We start from the raw sequence: 21224 nt of genomic DNA, 5'->3' as shown, positions 1-21224 counted from the left end.
TACTTCAAAAACAAATCAATACATTAATAGTTCTAAATAAATTGAAATTACTTTTTAGTAATTGATGCTTCAATATTTTTTTCAATTTTATGCCCTGGTCTCGTCCATTTTGGTTTTTCACCTAATGGTTGATAAGCCGAATCTTCTGCTTCTACGGTTTCAGGTTGCATCTTCTTGATGAATGGCTTTTGAGGATTTAATCCTAACAAATCAAACATTTTCATGTCTTCATTAACATCTGGATTTGGAGTCGTTAATAATTTATCTCCCGCAAAAATAGAATTAGCACCTGCAAAGAAACACATCGCTTGTCCTTCTCTTGTCATTTGTGTTCTTCCTGCTGATAAACGAACTTGTGTTTCTGGCATTACAATACGAGTAGTAGCTACCATACGAATCATATCCCAAATTTCAACTGGTTTTTCGTCTTCTAGTGGTGTTCCTTCAACTGCAACTAAAGCATTAATTGGCACCGATTCTGGTTGTGGATTCAACGAAGCTAAGGCAACTAACATTCCAGCTCTATCTTCTACTGATTCTCCCATTCCAATAATTCCACCACTACAAACCGTTACATTAGTTTTTCTAACATTAGCAATCGTTTCTAAACGGTCTTCGTAACCTCTTGTAGAAATTACTTCTTTATAATATTCTTCTGATGAATCTAAATTGTGATTGTAAGCATACAAACCAGCTTCGGCCAAACGTTTTGCTTGATTTTCAGTAATCATACCTAAAGTACAACATACTTCCATATCTAATTTGTTGATGGTTCTTACCATTTCCAACACTTGTTCAAACTCTGGTCCGTCTTTAACATTACGCCAAGCCGCTCCCATACAAACTCTTGAAGAACCCGATGATTTAGCGCGTAAAGCTTGAGCTTTTACTTGTTGTACCGACATTAAATCGTTTGTCTCAATATCTGTGTGATATCTTGCTGCTTGCGGACAATAACCACAATCTTCAGGACATCCTCCTGTTTTAATAGATAATAAAGTAGAAACTTGTACTACATTAGGATCGTGGTTTATTCTGTGAATTGTTGCTGCTTCGTACAATAAATCCATCATCGGTTTGTTGTATAAAGCTATAATTTCTTCTTTGGTCCAGTTATGTCTAGTTGTATTCATCATGTTCAAATTATTTTTCAAATGTAAGGATTTCGGATAAAAATAACATCATTAATTGTTTATTTAGCAATCTTTTGAAAGCAAAATACTCACGGCATTTCCTCCAAATCCTACGGCATTTATCAATACTTTATTTATTTCATTTTTTAGATTTTGTTTTTCGGCAAACGGCACTTCAATAAAATGATTGTGTTGCATCATTAAAACAGCCATTTCAAAATTCAACATTCCCGAAGCACCAAATGTGTGCCCCACTTGCCATTTATTGGTAGTAAGCATTGGTAGTGTATTTCCAAATAGTTTCTGAATAGCTTTGTATTCCGAAGTATCGCCTTTTAATGTTCCTGGCATGTGCATCACAATAGCATTTACCTCTTCTGGATTGGTATTTTTCAAGGCCATTTTCATTGACTTTTGAAAACAAATCGCTTCATCTGAAATGGAAATATTATGTTTAATATCATCGGTAGCATAACCTATGCCTTCAATATAGGCTAAAGCGTTTTCATGTGTTCCAATTTCCAAACAAGCTACAGCAGCGCCTTCTCCTAAAACCATTGAATTCTTAGTTTTTGAAAAATCGAAAGCTCTACAAGGATATTCTTGGTTTTCCGAAGAATTTGGTTTTGGATAAATTTTTAATGCGTGCATTTGAGCAATCGTAAAAGCGGTCAATGGTGCTTCACTTCCTCCTACTAAAAACTTATTAGCCATACCTGATTGCAACCAAGCTACAGCATTTAAAACCGAATGCAAAGCCGTTGAACATGTTATAGAATGTGAAATTTCGGGACCGTTATTTTTTAAATCATGGGCAATCCAAGACGAAATATTTCCTAATGTAGTAGTTGGAGAAGCTAATGTTCCCGCTTTACCTGTTTCAATAAATTCTTTATGATGTTTTTCAAACAATTGTGTAGCCCCACGAGAGGAACCAATATTAATTCCGAAATCATCGCCTACTTTCCAACCTGCATTTTTAATGGCTTGGCGCGACACCAAAATAGCCATTAAAACCGTTTCGTCTAATGCTTTGTATTTGATGTCAGATTTTCTTAGCTGTTCAATTAGCACTTTTAATTCGCTTGAAATTTGCGCTACAAATTGAGGTTCGCCGTAAAAATCTTTAATTCTAATCAATGACTTTCCCGAAAGATAATTTTGCCAAATGACTTCAGGAGAATTTCCTAATGGTGAAAGTGAGGCTAAAGACGTTATGGCAATTTTAGTTTTCAATAATAAAAATTTAACCACTAAGTACACTAAGCAAACACGATGAACACAAAGCTTAGCGCACTTAGTGCATTCTTTGTGACCTTTGCGGTTAAGTTACAAAACTACACTATTTCTAAAGCTTTTTCAATTGTTTCATACACTTTTTCCAATTGATTTTGTGAAATTACATACGGCGGCAAGATGTAGACAATATTTCCTACAGGGCGCAAAATAATTCCATTTTCGATAAAGAAATCATACAATTTATTTCGAAGTGTGCCATAGTAACTTTCTTGATTTTCCGTTACTACTTCCAATGCAAAAATAACGCCTAAAATTCGCGTAGATTTTACTTTTGGATGATTTTTGATACTGTTTTCAAACTTCAAATGACTTTGATGAATTTGTTGAATATTCAACTGGATTTCTTCGGTTTGCAATAATTGAATACTTGCTAAAGCCGCAGCACAACCAGTTGGATTTGCTGTAAACGTATGTCCGTGAAACAACGCTTTATTTGTGTCATCATCATAAAAACCATCAAAAATATCTTTTGTAAATGTGGTAATCGCCATCGGAATTGTTCCGCCTGTAAGCGCTTTTGACAAACACATCATATCGGGTTTTTCAATCAAATAATCTGAAGCAAATGTTTTTCCTGTTTTTCCAAAACCTGTCATTACTTCATCGGCTATGGTAAAAACATTATTTTGTTTACAAATGGAAATTAATTTATCTAAAACTTCAGACGGATACATGACCATTCCAGCTGCACCTTGTACTAATGGTTCAAAAATAAAAGCGGCATATTCATTAGCATTAACTAATTTTTCAAGAATCTGAATCGATTTCTCTTCGTTACCAACTGTTGGGACTGGAATTCGAACCACTTCTAAAAGCGAACCCTGAAATGCTTCGGTGAAAAACGAAATTCCGCTAGCTGCCATCGCTGCAAAAGTATCACCGTGAAAAGCATCTTCAAAAGCAATGATTTTAGTTTTCTTTATATTTTGATTATAGAAATACTGCATCGCAACTTTAATTGCAACTTCAACCGCAGTGGAACCGTTATCAGAATAGAAAAGTTTCTTTTGATTGGAAGGCAAAATTTCCATCAGTTTTTCGGCAAGAAGTATGGCAGGTTCATGCGTAAAACCACCGAACAAAACGTGCTCTAATGTGGTTAATTGCTTGTAAATAGCATCTGCAATCGTTCTATTAGAATGTCCAAATGGATTCACCCACCACGAAGCAATTGCATCAATGTATTCTTTATTATTTTCATCCCATAACAATGCGCCTTCTCCTTTTACAATAGCAGGGAAATACTTTGCGGTTTTGTGTTGGGTATACGGATGCCAATTGTATAATTTATCTCTTTCGGAAAGGTTCATGGTCTATAAACTTAAAAGATTTTCTCGAAACTTATCGGCGTAATATTGAATTACATTTTGGTCGAAATACGGTTCGTTTTCTATTCTACCTATGAATTTCGCTGTTGTTTTCGACAGAATAATTTCTTCTGAAGCCTTATTTTCATCTCCAGAGAAAATGATTCCCGCCACAGAAATATTTCTATTTTTTAAAGCTTCAAGTGTTAATAAAGTATGATTAATACTTCCTAAATAATGACGTGAAACTACAATAACCTTGTAATCTTTTTGAATTAAATCGATAATAGAATCGGTATTATTTAAAGGAACTAAAACACCACCAGCACCTTCAATTACCAAATGATTCTTCGTTTTTGGCTCTTTTATTTGTTTTAAATCGATAGTAATTCCGTCTATTTCCGCTGCTAAATGTGGACTTACTGGTGTATTTAACTTATAACTATTCTCGTAGATTTTAGTTTTAGAATTTACAATATAACGCTGGATTTTATGGCTATCAGAATTGTCTAAATCTCCAGCTTGAACTGGTTTCCAATAATCAGCTTCTAAAGCTTCTACTACTATTGATGAAGCAATTGTTTTTCCTACGTCGGTTCCTATTCCGGTTATGAATATTTTCATCTGTTTAAATTTAAAAAATCAACAACTTTAACTGTTGAAGTAACGTATTAATTTCCTGTTCCGAATTATAGCTGTGCAAACAAAAACGCAATCGTTCTTGACCTTCGGAAACGGTTGGCGATAAGATTGCTTTTACATCAAACCCGTTTTCTTGCAATTGTTTCGCAACACTTTTTACTTTTTCATTACCAGGAATTATAGCGCAATGAATGGCAGACTCACTATGTGCAAATAAAGATTTTAATTCCAATTGCACTTTCTGTTGATTGAAGAATTGAATATTGCTTTTTAATTTTGCCAAAGCAACTTTTTCTTCTTCCAAATATTGGTAAGCAATTAAAATTGTAGCAACCGAGTGAGGCGAAAGTCCAGTAGTATAAATAAAACTTCTAGAAAAATTAACCAAATAACTTTTTAATTCTTGACTTCCTAAAACGGCTGCTCCATGACAACCTAATCCTTTTCCAAAAGTCATAATTCGGGCAAAAACTTTATCTTGAAAACCTAAACTTTGGACCAAACCTTCTCCTTTTTCTCCAAAAACACCTAAGGCATGTGCTTCATCAATTACTAAATAAGCACCATATTGTTCAGAAATCTGAATTAGTTTCTTCATATCTGGAGCATCACCATCCATTGAAAAAACAGATTCCGTAACAATATAAATCTCGTTTGTTTCGGATTGATATTTCAAAAGTAAGTTTTCTAAATCTTCCCTGTTATTGTGTTGAAACTTAAAAGCTTTTGCATGACTCATTTGAATACCATCACGAATAGAAGCGTGACACAATTCGTCAAACAGAATAATATCGTTTCGATGCGGAACAGCACTAAAAAACCCAACATTCGCATCGTAACCTGAATTAAAAATTAAAGCCGATTCGGATTGATGAAAATTAGAAATAAAGTCTTCTGCAATAGTATACACTTCATGATTTCCCGAAATTAATCGAGAACCTGTAGCTCCGTTTATTTTGAAATTATTATCTAAAAGATACTGATGCGCTTGATTAAATATAATTTCGGAATGTGCAAAACCTAAATAATCATTCGAATAAAAATCTATTCTGTTTTTAGAAGGAATAGTCAATTGACGCAATGCGTTATCAGCAATGCGCTTGTTTAATTTTTCTTGTAATGATTTAGGAATTTTCATAGTATCAAAAATAAAAAAAGTCCCGCAATTTGCAGGACTTTTTTACTATAAATCTATTGTCTTAGTCGGCTAAAACAATAATCTTGTTTTCATTCATTTCGATGGTACCTGAATTAATAGGCAACCAATACGTTTGCTCATTTACTTTATTGAATTTAGTAACGAATTCTTTTTCAATTTTAATATTTTGAGCATTGATTTTCACATTCCCTTTTGCTAATAATGAAACAATAGGTGCGTGATTATTTAGCATTTGAAACTCACCGTTAATTCCAGGAACTGCTACCGAAGTAACTTCTCCTTTAAACAATGTAGCTTCTGGTGATACTATTTCTAAAATCATTTTTTTATGCTTTAGGCTTTAAGCTTTAGGCTTTAAGCTATTAAAAATTATGCCTCTGCTAACATTTTTTGTCCAGCTTCGATAGCTTCTTCGATAGTACCTTTAAGGTTAAACGCTGCTTCTGGTAAGTGATCTAATTCACCATCCATAATCATGTTAAATCCTTTGATAGTTTCTTTGATATCAACCAATACTCCAGGAATACCTGTAAATTGCTCCGCTACGTGGAAAGGTTGTGATAAGAAACGTTGTACACGACGTGCACGAGATACTGCTAATTTATCTTCTTCAGATAACTCTTCCATACCTAAGATGGCGATGATATCTTGTAATTGTTTGTATTTTTGAAGAATCTCTTTTACTCTTTGAGCACAGTCATAATGCTCGTTTCCTAAGATTTCTGGAGTTAAGATACGAGAAGTAGAATCTAATGGATCTACCGCTGGATAAATACCTAACTCAGCAATTTTACGAGACAATACTGTTGTTGCATCTAAGTGAGCAAACGTTGTTGCTGGTGCAGGGTCAGTTAAGTCATCCGCAGGAACGTAAACCGCTTGTACAGATGTAATAGATCCTTTTTTAGTTGAAGTAATACGCTCTTGCATTGCACCCATTTCAGTTGCTAATGTAGGTTGATAACCTACTGCAGATGGCATACGACCTAATAAAGCCGATACCTCAGAACCTGCTTGAGTAAAACGGAAGATATTATCTACGAAGAATAATACATCTTTACCTTGGTCAGATCCAGCTCCATCACGGAAATATTCTGCGATAGATAATCCTGAAAGTGCTACACGAGCACGAGCTCCAGGTGGCTCATTCATTTGTCCGAAAACGAAAGTAGCTTTAGAATCTCTCATTCCAGGCATATCTACTTTAGACAAATCCCATCCTCCATTTTCCATAGAGTGCATGAAATCGTCACCATATTTAATAATTCCTGACTCTAACATCTCACGAAGTAAGTCATTTCCTTCACGTGTTCTTTCACCTACTCCTGCGAATACAGAAAGTCCACCGTGACCTTTTGCAATATTGTTAATCAACTCCTGAATTAATACAGTTTTACCTACTCCAGCACCACCAAATAATCCAATTTTACCTCCTTTTGCATAAGGCTCAATAAGGTCGATTACTTTAATACCTGTAAATAAAACTTCAGAAGAAGTTGATAAGTCTTCAAATTTTGGAGCTGGTCTGTGAATTGGCAAACCATTTGCGCCTGATTTAGGTAAATCTCCTAAACCGTCGATTGCATCACCAATTACATTAAATAAACGACCAAAAACGTCTGCTCCAATTGGCATTTGAATTGCAGCACCAGTAGCAACTACTTCTGCTCCTCTTGACAAACCATCTGTAGAGTCCATAGAAATGGTACGAACAGTGTTTTCACCAATGTGAGATTGAACTTCAAGTACTAATAAAGTACCATCTTTTTTAGTGATTTCTAATGAATCGTAAATTTTAGGTAATTCGTTATTTGAATCGTTGAAAACGACGTCAACAACTGGCCCGATAATTTGTGCAACTTTTCCTGTGATTCTAGACATTGCTTATGTATTTATTTAATAGCTAATTAATGTTGAAAAAATGATGTATTTTTCCGAGTGCAAAGATAGTTTTTTCTAAAACAATTTTGCAATTTATTTTTTGAATTTTTTGCAATAAAAAAGCGAAATCTTCCAATTTCGCTTTTAAAATGTTATTCTACAGTAACGGATTTTGCTAAATTCCTAGGTTGATCTACGTTACAACCTCTTAAAACTGCAATGTGATACGACAATAATTGTAACGGAATTGTAGTCAATAATGGTGTAAATGGTTCGTTTGTTTCTGGAATTTCAATTACGTGGTCTGCTAAAGCTTTAACTTGTGTATCTCCTTTAGTAACTACAGCAATAATTTTACCGCTTCTTGATTTTATTTCTTGAATATTACTTACCACTTTATCGTAATGTCCTTTATTTGGAGCAATTACAATTACTGGCATAGATTCATCAATTAACGCAATTGGTCCGTGCTTCATTTCTGCTGCTGGATATCCTTCTGCGTGTATGTATGAAATTTCTTTTAATTTTAAAGCTCCTTCTAAAGCCACTGGAAAGTTATAACCTCTTCCTAAGTACAAACAATTGGTTGCGTCTTTATAAATTTCAGCAATTTGTTTGGCTACGTCATTTGTTAATAATGCTTCTTGCACTTTTTCTGGCATTAATTCCAATTCCAATAAATAACGTTGGTAATCTGAATTTGGCATTGTTCCTTTTGCTTTTGCTAAACGCAATGCTAACAAAGTAAGAATTGTAATTTGAGTTGTAAATGCTTTTGTAGAAGCTACTCCGATTTCTGGACCTGCGTGCGTGTAAGCACCTGCATGAGTTTCGCGAGAAATTGACGAACCTACCACATTACAAACTCCGAATACAAATGCTCCGTTTTCTTTAGCTAATTTGATTGCTGCTAAAGTATCGGCGGTTTCACCTGATTGTGAAATTGCGATAACAACATCGTCATTATTGATAATAGGATTTCTATATCTGAATTCTGAAGCATATTCTACTTCTACTGGAATTCTTGAAAATTCTTCGATAATATATTCTGCAACTAATCCTGCGTGCCATGAAGTTCCACAAGCTACAATAAGGATTCGTTTTGCGTTTAAGAATTTTTCTAAGTTATCTTCAACACCTGACATTTGGATAATTCCTTTGTTTGCCAAAAGTCTTCCTCTGTATGTATCTTTGATTACACTTGGTTGTTCGTAGATTTCTTTCATCATGAAATGATCGTAACCACCTTTTTCGATTTGCTCCAAGTTTAATTGAAGTTCTTGAATATAAGGATCAACCAATGAATCATCTTTGATTTTTCTAACTTTTAATGGTTTGTGTAAACGCACAATTGCCATTTCTTCATCTTCTAAATAAATAGCATTTGAAGTATATTCGATAAATGGAGTTGCATCTGATGCGATAAAAAACTCGTCTTCACCAATTCCAATTGCTAACGGACTACCTAAACGAGCAACGATAATTTCGTCTGGATTTTCGACATCAATTACCGCGATTGCATATGCTCCAATTACTTGGTTTAAGGCGATTTGAACTGCTTTTCCAAGTTTACAATTTTCTTTTTTCTTAACTTCTTCAATCAAATTTACTAATACTTCAGTATCAGTATCCGATTTAAAAGTGTAACCTCTTTTGATTAATTCTTGTTTTAATGGTTCATAATTTTCGATGATTCCATTATGAATAATCACTAATTTCCCAGAGTTAGAAAAATGTGGGTGAGAATTCACATCATTAGGAACTCCGTGAGTTGCCCAACGTGTGTGTCCCATCCCTATTTTACCAATAGTTGTTTTCTCGCTTTGGGCTTTAACCTCTAAGTCAGAAACTTTTCCTTTGGTTTTTGATAATTTTAAATCTTTTCCATCATATAAAACAATACCTGCACTGTCGTAACCTCTGTATTCTAAACGATGTAATCCTTTAATAATTACAGGATAGGCATCTCTATGACCGATGTAACCTACAATTCCACACATATAATCTTTAGTTAGGTTTAGTGAAATAAATTCTTAATCTTAATTTCATAGGAACTACATTCCCTTTTTCATCAACATAAGTTGCTGTACTTGAAGGTCCATGTAATACTGTTCCTAAAGGATTCATAACAGATGCAACTGGTAAAAATTCAACAATATCACCATTAATAACTATTGGTTGAGTGTTGTCAGGATTGATATATGCGTTTGTATTAATATTTATTGATTCTGTAACTGAAACTCCAATTCTTAAATTTGTATTATTACTAGTATCTTCATTAATTAATAACCTTTTGATGTATTCAGTAATTCTGAAACTATATTTTGTCCCAATAACATCACCATTTTCATCTTTTACTTCTGCTATTAAACCTCCAAATGATGTTTTATTTTTCTTAATATCTGAATTATTAGTAGATGGATCTGAGTAGTAATCTATTATTGGCTTATCGTTAGTAGCATCAAAAATATAAATTCTTTGTGGCTCAACTATGTCAGTAGCACTCATTATTGAATTTTCGGTATAAAAAACTAAATTAGCCTCATTAACTAACCATTTATTCAATTTCATATTACTTCTTAATCTATCTAAATCATCAGGTACTAAATTTGGTTCAGGTAATAAATCAGAACCTATAAGTTCTCCGTCATCTGTTAGGGTAAGGTTGTCTTCATCTAGATCAAAAACATCAATAAAAGCTAATGAACCATCTCCACCTTTTATAAAAAGCTTATCATCACCTGTTAATTGATTTGAAGCGTTAAGTGCCGCATTATAATCTAGAGATTTAGTATGCTCTAAAAAATTAATTGAATTACTTTTTTTAGAGCTAGTTGAAGAATAACCCATCTGTAAACTCAATGTTCTTCTAAGCATATCTCCTCCACCAATTGATGATTTAAAAATAATTTTGAATTCTGCTGTCGAAAAATCTAACATAGCCATTGAACCTTGTCCAGGGGTAATTTCTTGAACTTCAAATAACAATCCTCTAAAATAGTCCTTAAATATATTATTATTATAAAGTACTCCAGATGCAGCAGCATCTAATATTTTTTGTTGAAAAAAACTGTTTTTTAAATCTAACCAAATACCCGGTGTTTTTCTTTCTTTAATAACACGCAAAGAAACATCTGATTGATTTGCTAATACATCTCCAGCACTATCAACATATAAACCACTGCCATTAGTCTTATATATATATAGTTCTTTATTACTTATAAAAAATTCATCATTTTGAGCTAAATTTGGGCTATTATTTAATAATTCAGTTCCTTTGAAAGGATCTATAATAGATTTTCCATTCGTGTAATATTTTTGTGAACTCTGAAAATTAGTACTTGGATCGAAATCTCTTATAAAATAACCGTTTTCATAAACATGCAATTTAAATTTAGCATTTTCATCATAACCATAAACAGAATCTAATTCATATATTCTTTCACCCGAATCTGTTGTTGATTCCAATGTACTAAAATATGGAACGTACAAATAAACAGAATCGATAACAGGTGTATCTCCTATTGTTGGATTTGAATTGCTTAATTCAACTTGACTAACAAAATGAGCCTTTGATGTACCGAAATAAGGATCTTTATAAATCCCCAAAGCATTAATTGGCAAATTATTAGACTGAACAGACTGAGTAGCAATAGAATAAGATTTCAAATTCTCAACCTCTACTTCTTCTAAATTAAAATGCGAATCATCTACAAGATCAGAGCCCAAAGTATTAAAATCTTTATCACATGCAACAACTGCAAATGTGATTGTGATTAAAGCAAATATTTTAATAAAACTTTTTTTCATAGTGGTAAAACCCTTTTATAATACGTGATTTTTGATAAACGAAGTATACACTTCTTTAATTGTGTCTTTAGAGGCGAAAGGTAAAAAAGGTTTGTTTGAACTTTCTATAAATTTTGTTAAAGTTGGAGACAACGCCTCAGAGCCTGCGACTACAGCATCAGAATGCATGATAGACACCTTCATTAAGTTTTCATAAGTAGGCAGTTCTAAATCTGAAACAGCCTCTTTACTAATATTGTCAAAAACAACTTTATTGATAAATTCATTGTCTAATTGACCTTCAAATCCTTGCTCATAAACCGAAGAAATGATTTTTGTTTCAGCAAAAATACCCTCATCTTTATAATAATGTTTTAAATAAACTGGCAACATCGCTGCCATCCAACCGTGAACATGGATTACATCAGGAACCCAATTTAATTTTTTTACCGTTTCCACTACTCCTTTTGCAAAGAAAATAGCTCTTTCGTCATTATCTGGATATAAAACACCTTCTTCGTCTGAAAAAGTTGCTTTTCTTTTGAAATATTCGTCGTTATCAATAAAATATACCTGAATTCGTTCTTTAGGAATTGAAGCTACTTTAATAATTAGAGGCATATCCATATCATTCACTACCAAATTCATCCCTGATAAACGAATAACTTCATGTAATTGGTGTCTTCTTTCATTAATATTACCATATCTAGGCATAAAAATTCGTATTTGTCCACCTAAATCATTGATCATTTTTGGCATTTCATACGACTGTATTGACACTTCGTTCTCCGCTAAATAAGGCACCACTTCAGATGATACATACAATATCCTCTTGTCTTCCATAATGTATTCTAGTTAATTATTGTTTTAAAAAACCTTGCAAAATTACAAAATTTTATGGATTTATCCACTAAAATAGTAAGTTTGCACCTGAAACAACAAAGTAAAAAATGCTCATTTTTAATAAAAAGTCCGAATTAAGTGCTTTTTTAAGCCCATTAATCAAACAAAAAAAATCCATTGGATTTGTTCCTACAATGGGAGCGCTGCATCAAGGACACTTATCGTTACTGAAAAATTCGCTTTCAGAAAACAATGTAACGGTGATGAGTATTTTTGTAAATCCTACCCAATTTAACAACGCAGAAGATTTAGATAAATATCCAAGAACATTGGAACGCGATGTGCAAATCATGCAAGATTTAAGCAACAACATCATCGTTTATGCACCTGAAGTAACCGATATTTACGAAGGAAACACCGTTTCTGAAAATTTTAATTACGATGGATTAGAAAATCAAATGGAAGGCAAACACCGACCAGGACATTTTGATGGCGTGGGAACCATTGTAAAACGTCTTTTCGAAATTGTTCAACCAAACAAAGCGTATTTTGGTGAAAAAGACTTTCAGCAATTACAAATTGTAAAGAAATTAGTTTCAAAATATAAAATTCCGGTTGATGTTATTGGTTGCCCCATTCACAGAGAAACAAACGGATTAGCTATGAGTTCTAGAAATGAACGCCTTTCTGAAACCGCTAGAAAAAATGCAGCTATTATTTATCAAACACTAAATTTGGCAAAAGAAATTTTCAAAACGAATTCAGCCGAACAAACGATAAAATTTGTAGAAAAGGAATTCGAAAAATATCCTGAATTTGAATTAGAATATTTTGAAATTGCTGATGAAGCAACACTTTTACCAGTTTCTGAAAAAGAATCCAACAAAAAATATCGCGGATTTATAGCCATTTTCATTGAGAATATCAGATTAATTGATAATATTTCACTAAATTAATTACCTTTGCATCATGCAAATTCAAGTAGTAAAATCAAAAATTCATAGAGTAACCGTAACGGGTGCCGATTTGAATTATATAGGAAGTATCACCATAGACGAAGCACTTATGGAGGCTTCGAACATTATTGAAGGTGAAAAAGTACAAATCGTGAACATCAACAATGGTGAACGATTAGAAACGTATGCTATCAAAGGACCAAGAAATACTGGCGAAATCACATTAAACGGACCTGCTGCTCGTAAAGTACACCGTGGCGATATCGTAATCATTATTTCTTACGGAATTATGGACTTTGAAGAAGCTAAAAAATTCAAACCTACCTTAGTTTTTCCTAACGAGAAAGATAATTCTTTAACGTAGTTTGAAAGCTGGTATTCGAAAATTTTTAAGCCTTACTATCCCACTTTTTATTGGGTTAGGCATTATTTATTATCAATACACCACACTTACACCAGAAGAATTAGAAAAAATTAAAATCAGTTTTATTAAAGCTGATTATTTCTATATTTTTCTATCCTTATTTATTGCTCTTTTTGGATTTTGGTCACGAGCTTATCGCTGGAAATTTGCCTTACAACACTTAGGATATCAAACTAAATTTCGCAATGATTTTTTTACAGTTTGCGTCTCTTATTTGGTTAATTTAACCATTCCTCGATCCGGTGAAATTTCAAGAGCTGCATTATTAAAAAAATACGAAAACGTACCTTTTGACAAAGGTTTCGGAACTATTGTTGCTGAAAGGATTGTAGACATGTTGATTTTTTTACTTTTTGTAGCAATCGGATTTATTTCTCAGTTTGATACTATTTATCACTATTTACTTGATAAAAATGTAAAGTTTGAAACCTTGATTTGGACAGCAATCGTTGGCTTTTTACTATTCATACTTTTTGCTCTAATTTGGATTTATGCCGAATGGAAAATCATTTTAAAATTAAAACAAAAACTTTCTGGACTAATTGAAGGCATGCAAAGCATCTTAAAAATGAAAGACAAATGGAAATACATTTTTCATTCCTTTTTCATTTGGTTTTCATATTTAGCTATGTTTTATGTAACCATTTTTGCCCTTCCCGAAACGGCTGATATTAGTTTTGATGTTGTGGTAATGGGTTTTATTTTTGGAACACTTGCTGTAGGTTTTTCTAATGGTGGCTTGGGTGCTTATCCGTGGGCCGTGGCATCAATTTTAGGCTTATATGGTATTTCAGAAGGAATCGGAACCGCCTTTGGTTATTTAATCTGGGTTTCACAAACACTTTTAACCATTTTCTTGGGATTATTATCTTATTTGCTTTTACCTATTTTAAATAAAAAATAAATTAGTAAATTGCTAATCTATTTTAACCAAACTATTTAAAATGAAAACCAAACTTTTCCTTTTTGCATTTATGGTATCGTCATGCTTATTTGCACAACGCACACCAGAAACCATCGAATCTAAAAAATTAGGCACACGAACTTTTACAGTTGTAACTCCTGCATCATACGCAACTAGTCCAGAAAAAAGCTACCCAACATTATTAATTTTAGATGGCGAATATTTATTAGATCCTTTTGAAGGTATTTTAAAATATGGCGCTTATTGGGACGATTTACCTGAAATGATTATCATCGCTGTAAATCAAAATTATGGTGAAACTCGTTTTGCAGATAGCGAATTTGACGAAGCAGGATTTCCATCAGGCACAGGAGCAAATTTCTTCGAATTCATAGGACAAGAATTATATCCTTATGTAGACAAAACGTATCGTACTATCCCTTTTAGAATGATTGCAGGCCACGACACAACAGCCGGTTTCATGAATTTTTATCTTTACAAAGACAACCCAATTTTTAACGCTTATATTTCATTAGCACCAGAAATGGCTCCAGAAATGGAAAAACGAATTGCAGAACGTTTGGCTAAAATAACAAAACCCCTTTTCTACTATCAAGCTACTGGTGAAGGCGATTTAAAAGAAATCAATGAAAAAGCAGCGGAATTAGATGCAAATATTAAAGCTATTCCAAATGCTACTTTTAAATATCTAAATGATGCTTTCAAAGGCGCTTCGCATTATTCGTTAGTAGCAAAAGCGATTCCAAATGCTATATATTTTATTTTTGATGGGTACCAACCCATTTCAATGGTAGAATTTCAAGATAAAATTTTAAAATTAGACGCTGGTTATGCTGACTATATAATTGCAAAATACGATGAATTAGAAAAAAGATTTGGATTTAAAATTAAACCAAGATTGTCAGATTTTAAAGCTATTGAAGCGGCAATTTTAAAAAACAAAGCATATGATGAATTGCAAAATTTAGGCGAATATGCAGACAAGCACTATCCAAAATCAACTTTAGGAACATACCATAGAGCTCTTTATTTTGAAAAAACAGGCAATTATAAAAAAGCTATTAAAATGTACCAAAGAGCTTTTACTCAAGAACCAATACGTGAATTGACAAAAGACTTTATGCTAAACAGAGCAGAAGCTTTAAAAGACAAAGAAGACAAACCAACAGAAGAAGTACCAGCTGAAGTGCCAGCTGATACTCCAACAGAAGAACCAACTGAAAAAACGGAATAAAACAAAATGAGTAAAGTAAAAACGGCTTTCTTTTGCCAAAATTGTGGTACTCAATATTCAAAATGGCAAGGACAATGTAATGCTTGTAAAGAATGGAATACCATTGTAGAAGAATTGGTTCAAAAAGAAGAAAAAGTAGCTTGGAAAACCACAAGTGCTACTTCAAAAGCCGCTACTAAACCTTTACTAATTAAAGAAATAGATACCGCACAAGAAATCCGATTGAACACGACTGATAACGAGTTGAATCGGGTTTTGGGTGGCGGATTAGTTCCGGGTTCCTTAACTTTGTTAGGTGGTGAACCAGGAATTGGAAAAAGTACATTGCTCTTGCAAATTGCTTTGAAATTACCCTACAAAACGCTTTATGTTTCGGGAGAAGAAAGCCAAAAACAGATTAAAATGCGTGCCGAACGTATTACCTCAACTGGCGATAATTGCTACATTTTAACCGAAACTAAAACCCAAAATATCTTCCGTCAAATATTGGAAATTGAACCTGATATTGTTATTATCGATTCAATTCAAACCTTACACACGGATTACATTGAATCGTCTGCGGGAAGTATTTCTCAAATTAGAGAATGTACGGCAGAGTTGATTAAATATGCGAAAGAATCCAATGTGCCTGTTTTATTAATCGGACACATTACTAAAGACGGAACCATCGCCGGACCAAAGATTTTGGAACACATGGTCGATACCGTTTTACAATTTGAAGGCGATAGAAATCACGTGTATAGAATTTTACGTTCGTTAAAAAACCGTTTTGGTTCAACTGCCGAATTAGGTATTTACGAAATGCAAGGTTCTGGTTTACGCGAAGTCGACAATCCTTCCGAAATTTTGATTTCACACAAAGACGAGCAACTTTCTGGTACGGCAATTGCTACTACTTTAGAAGGCATGCGTCCGTTGATGTTGGAAATTCAGGCTTTAGTAAGCACAGCAGTTTATGGAACTCCGCAACGAAGCACCACAGGTTACAACGCCAAACGATTAAACATGATTTTGGCTGTCTTAGAAAAACGCGCTGGTTTTAGATTAGGCACCAAAGACGTGTTCTTAAACGTAACGGGCGGAATCTCTGTAGAAGACACCGCGATTGACTTAGCCGTTGTTGCCGCTATTTTATCCTCAAACGAAGACATTGCCATTGCCGAAGGTTTTTGCTTTGCAGGAGAAGTAGGACTTTCAGGCGAAATTAGACCCGTTAACCGCATTGAACAACGCATTCAAGAAGCCGAGAAATTAGGTTTTACCACCATTTTTGTTTCGAAACACAACAAAATTTCGTTGAAAAATACGGGAATCAAAATTGTTCTAGTGGCTAAGATAGAAGATGTGGTGAGTGAATTGTTTGGGTAGATTTTTATATCTCCCTAACGAAAAAATAAAACCTCGAAAATTATGAAAAAAATTCTTTTATATAGTTTATTCTTAGGATTGTTGAGTTTTTCGACCTTAAATCTTGAAAGATCTGAAAATAAAACTACAAGAACAAATGTTGTTTCTTGTAAACACGGTCAATGTAAAGCAATTGCTAAAAGCACTAAAAAACAATGTAAAAATTGCGTTTCAAAAAGAGGTGATTCATATTGTTCAAGACACAAATAAAAATTACGAGAAATCAGATTATTTTTTATTGTCACTTAAAAGACATTTTAAATTTTCTTTAAATAATAAATCTTTTTTTTCAGAAATATTAAAATCTTTATTACTCTCAATTAATATTCTTATTTGTTTAATTTTACTATTCAATAACAGATTTATTTGTTCTTCGTCTAATCTAATTATAATTGACGTTCCCCCACAATCAATTTTTCCACGATAAAGAAATTCTAGAACCTCATCCTTTTCTAATAAGAAATAAACTTTTGATTTTTCAGTTAAACATTTGAAGTTATATTATTTAGAAAAAAACTTAAATAATAGGTTTTTTCATCACTTTTTTCAAGTTTATAAAAGTCGCATGACAAGCCCGCTGATAAATTATTTTGAATTATTTTACTTTTAATTGTCTTATTAAAAGCATCTTTTTCTACTTTAATTTTACAATCTTGAGAATATAATTGTAAAGAAAATAACAAAGTAAATATTAAGAATTTTTTCATTTTTCTAAATTTTAATTGTAACAAATATAGAAAATAAAGCTTGATTCAACTATCAAATGTAACTTTTGAATTTACAAACTTAAAAATTGCCAACTAATTTTTTTCGATAGCATGGAATTTCATTCAATACCCACAATCTCCATCAATCAAACTAAATAAATCATTTAAACATTTCTTTAGATTCTGAAACAAGTTCAGAAGACTCAACCACTAAATCCCCTCCAACAACTCCAACGCCTTGTTCACTGATTTCACGTTATCAAAAGTCAGCAATAAACGTAAGCCGTTTTTGGTTTCTTTTTCTTTTATTTTACAAACATTACCGTTGCGTTGGGCAAATTGTAGCACTTTCATAAAACGATTACTTTGGTAGAAATCACTTTGTTGGTCGCCAATGAAATAACCAATCATTTTGCCTTGTTTCATCATCAAACGTTCAATTCCCATGGCGGTGGCTTTCCATTTGATGCGCACGCTATTTAGTAAGGCAATTGCTGGTTTTGGTAAGACGCCAAAGCGGTCAATTAATTTTTGTTCAAATTGTTGCAACGTAGCTTCGTCTTTAATTTGGCTCAACTCGTTGTATAAATTCAAACGTTCGGTAATGTTGTTGATGTATTCATCTGGGAACAGCAATTCAAAATCGGTATCAATTTGAATGTCCTTGACAAATTCTTTGGTTTCGATGTCGTTTTCCTCTTGGTACAAATCTTTGAATTCGTTTTCTTTCAGTTCGTCAATGGCTTCGTTCATGATTTTTTGGTAGGTATCAAAGCCAATTTCATTGATAAAACCACTTTGTTCACCACCTAATAAATCGCCCGCACCACGAATTTCCAAATCCTTCATCGCAATATTGAAACCACTTCCTAATTCGCTAAATTGTTCCAAAGCTGTAATACGCTTTTGCGCTTCACCCGTCATCATCGAATACGGTGGCGTAATGAAATAACAAAACGCTTTTTTATTACTTCTTCCCACTCGACCACGCATTTGGTGCAAATCAGACAATCCGAAATTATTGGCGTTATTGATGAAAATCGTGTTCGCATTTGGTACATCTAAACCGCTTTCGATAATGGTGGTTGCGACCAAAACGTCAAATTCGCCTTCCATGAAAGCCAACATCAATTCTTCTAATTTTTTTCCATCCATTTGACCGTGACCGATACCCACTTTTGCTCCTGGCACCAAGCGCTGAATCATTCCGGCTACTTCTTTGATGTTTTCAATTCGGTTATTGATGAAAAACACTTGACCACCACGCTGAATTTCATACGAAATCGCATCACGAATGGCTTCTTCGTTAAAACGAATCACGTGCGTTTCAATTGGATAACGATTTGGTGGAGGCGTTGTAATTACTGATAAATCTCGAGCCGCCATCAACGAAAACTGCAACGTTCTCGGAATCGGAGTGGCAGTTAACGTCAAGGTATCGACATTAGTAGCGATAGTTTTTAATTTGTCTTTTACATTTACTCCGAACTTTTGTTCTTCGTCGATAATCAACAAACCTAAATCTTTAAACACTACATTTTTATTCACTAATTGATGTGTTCCAATCAAAATATCCACTTTTCCTTCTTGCAATTTTTGAAGCGTATCGGCTTTTTGTTTCGCCGTTCTAAATCGGTTCACATAACTTACGGTAACCGGCATATCTTTCAAACGTTCCGAAAATGTTCGGTAATGTTGATACGCTAAAATAGTTGTTGGCACTAAAACGGCGACTTGCTTTCCGTTATCCACGGCTTTAAAAGCTGCACGAATCGCAACTTCAGTCTTTCCGAAACCAACATCACCACAGACTAATCGGTCCATCGGACGTTCATTTTCCATATCGGCTTTTACATCGGCTGTTGCGGTAATTTGGTCGGGCGTATCTTCGTAAATGAACGAACTTTCTAATTCTTTTTGCAAATAACTATCGGGTGAAAACTGAAAACCTTTGTCTAATCTTCGCTTCGCATACAACTGAATTAAGTTGAACGCAATGTGTTTTACACGTGCTTTTGTTTTTTGTTTTAGGGTTTTCCAAGCGTTGCTTCCTAATTTGTAAATCTTAGGTGGTGCACCATCTTTCCCATTGTATTTTGAGATTTTGTGTAGCGAATGAATGCTCACATACACAATATCGTTATCGGCATAGACCAATTTTATGGCTTCTTGCGTTTTGCCTTCGACCTGAATTTTCTGTAAACCACCAAACTTTCCAATTCCGTGATCGATGTGTGTTACATAATCGCCCACCGACAAAGAAGTCAGTTCTTTTAACGTAATGGTTTGCTTTTTTGAATAACCATTTTTGATGGAAAACTTATGGTAACGCTCAAAAATTTGATGATCGGTATAACACGCAATTTGATTTTCTTCATCGATAAAACCTTCAAACAAAGGCAATACCATGGTTTTATATTGCTTACGAATGCTTTCGTGATTGGCTTCATCAATATCTTCAAAAATATCATGAAAACGACTCGCCTGATTGTCATTAGAACAACACAAATAATTTTTGTACCCGTTGAAATGATTCTCGCTCAAATTATTCAACAACAAATCGAATTGTTTATTGAAAGAAGGTTGCGGTTGAATATGAAATTCGACTTTTTTGTCTGTTTTAAAAACAGCGTTAGCATGCAATTCAATCACAGAAAAATCAAGCGCACGTTTTAAAAACTGCTTTTGACTCAAGAATAATTCTTCTGGCGGTGCATGTTGAATATCCTTAGATAATTTTTCGAAAGCTTCATTGGCTTTGTCGAATAATTTATCCAATTGTTGTCCTAATAATTCGGTATTTTGAATAATTAAAACCGTTTTTTCGTTGATGAAATCTAAGAAATCCTCTCTTGTCATTCCGAAGGAATCTAGTAATTTATTTTCAATATTTGGGATAATCGATATCTTTTTCAGTTTTTCAATCGATAATTGTGTTTCAACATCAAAACTTCGAATACTATCAATTTCGTTACCAAAAAATTCAATTCGGTACGGATTATCATTGGAAAATGAAAACACATCGATGATTCCACCACGAACGGAAAATTCGCCTGGTTCGGTAACAAAATCTACGCGTTTGAAATTGTACTCAAACAAGGTTTCGTTGATAAAATCAATGGACAATTTGTCTTCCACGGATAATTTCAACGTATTTTTCTCTAATTCTTTTCGGGTAACCACTTTTTCAAAAATGGCTTCAGCATACGAAACAATTATTGCTGGTTTTTTTCGTGAATTGATTCGATTTAGCACCTCAGCTCGTAAAAGAACATTGGCATTATCGGTTTCTTCAATTTGATACGGTCTTCGGTACGAACTTGGGTAAAAAAGTACATCTTCTACATTAATTAATTGCTCCAAATCGTTTAAATAATACGCCGCTTCTTCTTTATTGCTGAATAAAATCAGGAAAGGAAGTTCGGATTTTTTAAACAACGAATGTGCCACAAAAGACAACGACGAGCCAACCAAACCCGTCATCTGAGACTTTTGGCGCGCTGCGAATGTACTTTCTA

18 protein-coding genes are annotated in these 21224 nt (G+C 33.6%); 6 read left to right on the top strand and 12 right to left on the bottom strand.

Features of this window, described 5'->3' with window-relative positions:
• Positions 1-47: 47 nt before the first annotated feature.
• The 10 genes from bioB to GFJ94_RS08775 form a co-directional block, all read right to left on the bottom strand.
• Positions 48-1133 carry a biotin synthase BioB gene (gene bioB / locus GFJ94_RS08820; RefSeq protein ID WP_153201647.1) on the bottom strand — a complete coding sequence of 362 codons (1086 nt, stop codon included), beginning with the start codon at positions 1131-1133 and terminating at the stop codon, positions 48-50.
• Positions 1134-1196: 63 nt separating this feature from the next.
• Complete coding sequence (locus tag GFJ94_RS08815) at positions 1197-2369, bottom strand: beta-ketoacyl synthase N-terminal-like domain-containing protein (protein WP_153201182.1); 1173 nt, start codon at positions 2367-2369, stop codon at positions 1197-1199.
• 101 nt (positions 2370-2470) lie between these two features.
• Complete coding sequence (bioA, locus tag GFJ94_RS08810; RefSeq protein WP_153201181.1) at positions 2471-3742, bottom strand: adenosylmethionine--8-amino-7-oxononanoate transaminase; 1272 nt, start codon at positions 3740-3742, stop codon at positions 2471-2473.
• Between the two features lie 3 nt (positions 3743-3745).
• Positions 3746-4363 (bottom strand): dethiobiotin synthase, encoded by a 618-nt coding sequence (gene bioD / locus GFJ94_RS08805; RefSeq protein WP_153201180.1) that lies wholly within the window; start codon positions 4361-4363, stop codon positions 3746-3748.
• 10 nt (positions 4364-4373) lie between these two features.
• Positions 4374-5519, bottom strand: coding sequence for a pyridoxal phosphate-dependent aminotransferase family protein (locus tag GFJ94_RS08800; RefSeq protein ID WP_153201179.1), 1146 nt, complete (start codon positions 5517-5519; stop codon positions 4374-4376).
• 61 nt (positions 5520-5580) lie between these two features.
• A complete protein-coding gene (locus GFJ94_RS08795) occupies positions 5581-5862 on the bottom strand; it encodes a F0F1 ATP synthase subunit epsilon (RefSeq protein ID WP_153201178.1) in 282 nt (93 codons plus the stop codon).
• A 47-nt stretch (positions 5863-5909) separates the two neighbouring features.
• Complete coding sequence (atpD, locus tag GFJ94_RS08790) at positions 5910-7421, bottom strand: F0F1 ATP synthase subunit beta (protein ID WP_153201177.1); 1512 nt, start codon at positions 7419-7421, stop codon at positions 5910-5912.
• A gap of 152 nt (positions 7422-7573) precedes the next feature.
• Positions 7574-9421 (bottom strand): glutamine--fructose-6-phosphate transaminase (isomerizing), encoded by a 1848-nt coding sequence (gene glmS, locus GFJ94_RS08785; protein WP_153201176.1) that lies wholly within the window; start codon positions 9419-9421, stop codon positions 7574-7576.
• 7 nt (positions 9422-9428) lie between these two features.
• Positions 9429-11150, bottom strand: coding sequence for a DUF4270 domain-containing protein (locus tag GFJ94_RS08780; RefSeq protein ID WP_162523830.1), 1722 nt, complete (start codon positions 11148-11150; stop codon positions 9429-9431).
• A 96-nt stretch (positions 11151-11246) separates the two neighbouring features.
• Positions 11247-12053 carry a glycogen/starch synthase gene (locus GFJ94_RS08775; RefSeq protein ID WP_153201174.1) on the bottom strand — a complete coding sequence of 269 codons (807 nt, stop codon included), beginning with the start codon at positions 12051-12053 and terminating at the stop codon, positions 11247-11249.
• 107 nt (positions 12054-12160) lie between these two features.
• Between GFJ94_RS08775 and panC the strand changes: the two genes are divergently transcribed.
• The 6 genes from panC to GFJ94_RS08745 are packed head-to-tail and all read left to right on the top strand — an operon-like array spanning position 12161 to position 17209.
• Entirely contained in the window at positions 12161-13009 is an 849-nt protein-coding gene (gene panC, locus GFJ94_RS08770; protein WP_153201173.1) for a pantoate--beta-alanine ligase, read from the top strand.
• Between the two features lie 13 nt (positions 13010-13022).
• Positions 13023-13373 carry an aspartate 1-decarboxylase gene (panD, locus tag GFJ94_RS08765; protein WP_008255780.1) on the top strand — a complete coding sequence of 117 codons (351 nt, stop codon included), beginning with the start codon at positions 13023-13025 and terminating at the stop codon, positions 13371-13373.
• A gap of 1 nt (position 13374) precedes the next feature.
• Entirely contained in the window at positions 13375-14337 is a 963-nt protein-coding gene (locus tag GFJ94_RS08760; protein WP_153201172.1) for a lysylphosphatidylglycerol synthase transmembrane domain-containing protein, read from the top strand.
• 40 nt (positions 14338-14377) lie between these two features.
• Positions 14378-15592 carry an alpha/beta hydrolase-fold protein gene (locus GFJ94_RS08755; RefSeq protein ID WP_153201171.1) on the top strand — a complete coding sequence of 405 codons (1215 nt, stop codon included), beginning with the start codon at positions 14378-14380 and terminating at the stop codon, positions 15590-15592.
• 6 nt (positions 15593-15598) lie between these two features.
• Positions 15599-16960 (top strand): DNA repair protein RadA, encoded by a 1362-nt coding sequence (radA, locus tag GFJ94_RS08750; protein ID WP_153201170.1) that lies wholly within the window; start codon positions 15599-15601, stop codon positions 16958-16960.
• Between the two features lie 42 nt (positions 16961-17002).
• Positions 17003-17209 (top strand): hypothetical protein, encoded by a 207-nt coding sequence (locus GFJ94_RS08745; protein ID WP_153201169.1) that lies wholly within the window; start codon positions 17003-17005, stop codon positions 17207-17209.
• A 272-nt stretch (positions 17210-17481) separates the two neighbouring features.
• Here GFJ94_RS08745 and GFJ94_RS08740 read toward each other — a convergent pair whose 3' ends face one another.
• Together GFJ94_RS08740 and mfd are read right to left on the bottom strand one after the other, a co-directional pair.
• A complete protein-coding gene (locus tag GFJ94_RS08740; RefSeq protein ID WP_153201168.1) occupies positions 17482-17706 on the bottom strand; it encodes a hypothetical protein in 225 nt (74 codons plus the stop codon).
• Between the two features lie 210 nt (positions 17707-17916).
• A complete protein-coding gene (mfd, locus tag GFJ94_RS08735) occupies positions 17917-21189 on the bottom strand; it encodes a transcription-repair coupling factor (RefSeq protein ID WP_370513828.1) in 3273 nt (1090 codons plus the stop codon).
• Positions 21190-21224: the final 35 nt, after the last annotated feature.

It is taken from the genome of Flavobacterium sp. LMO8 (genome assembly GCF_009495755.1).
In the GTDB taxonomy this organism is placed as follows: Bacteria; Bacteroidota; Bacteroidia; order Flavobacteriales; family Flavobacteriaceae; genus Flavobacterium.
This window is presented reverse-complemented; position numbering and strand designations above follow the sequence as displayed.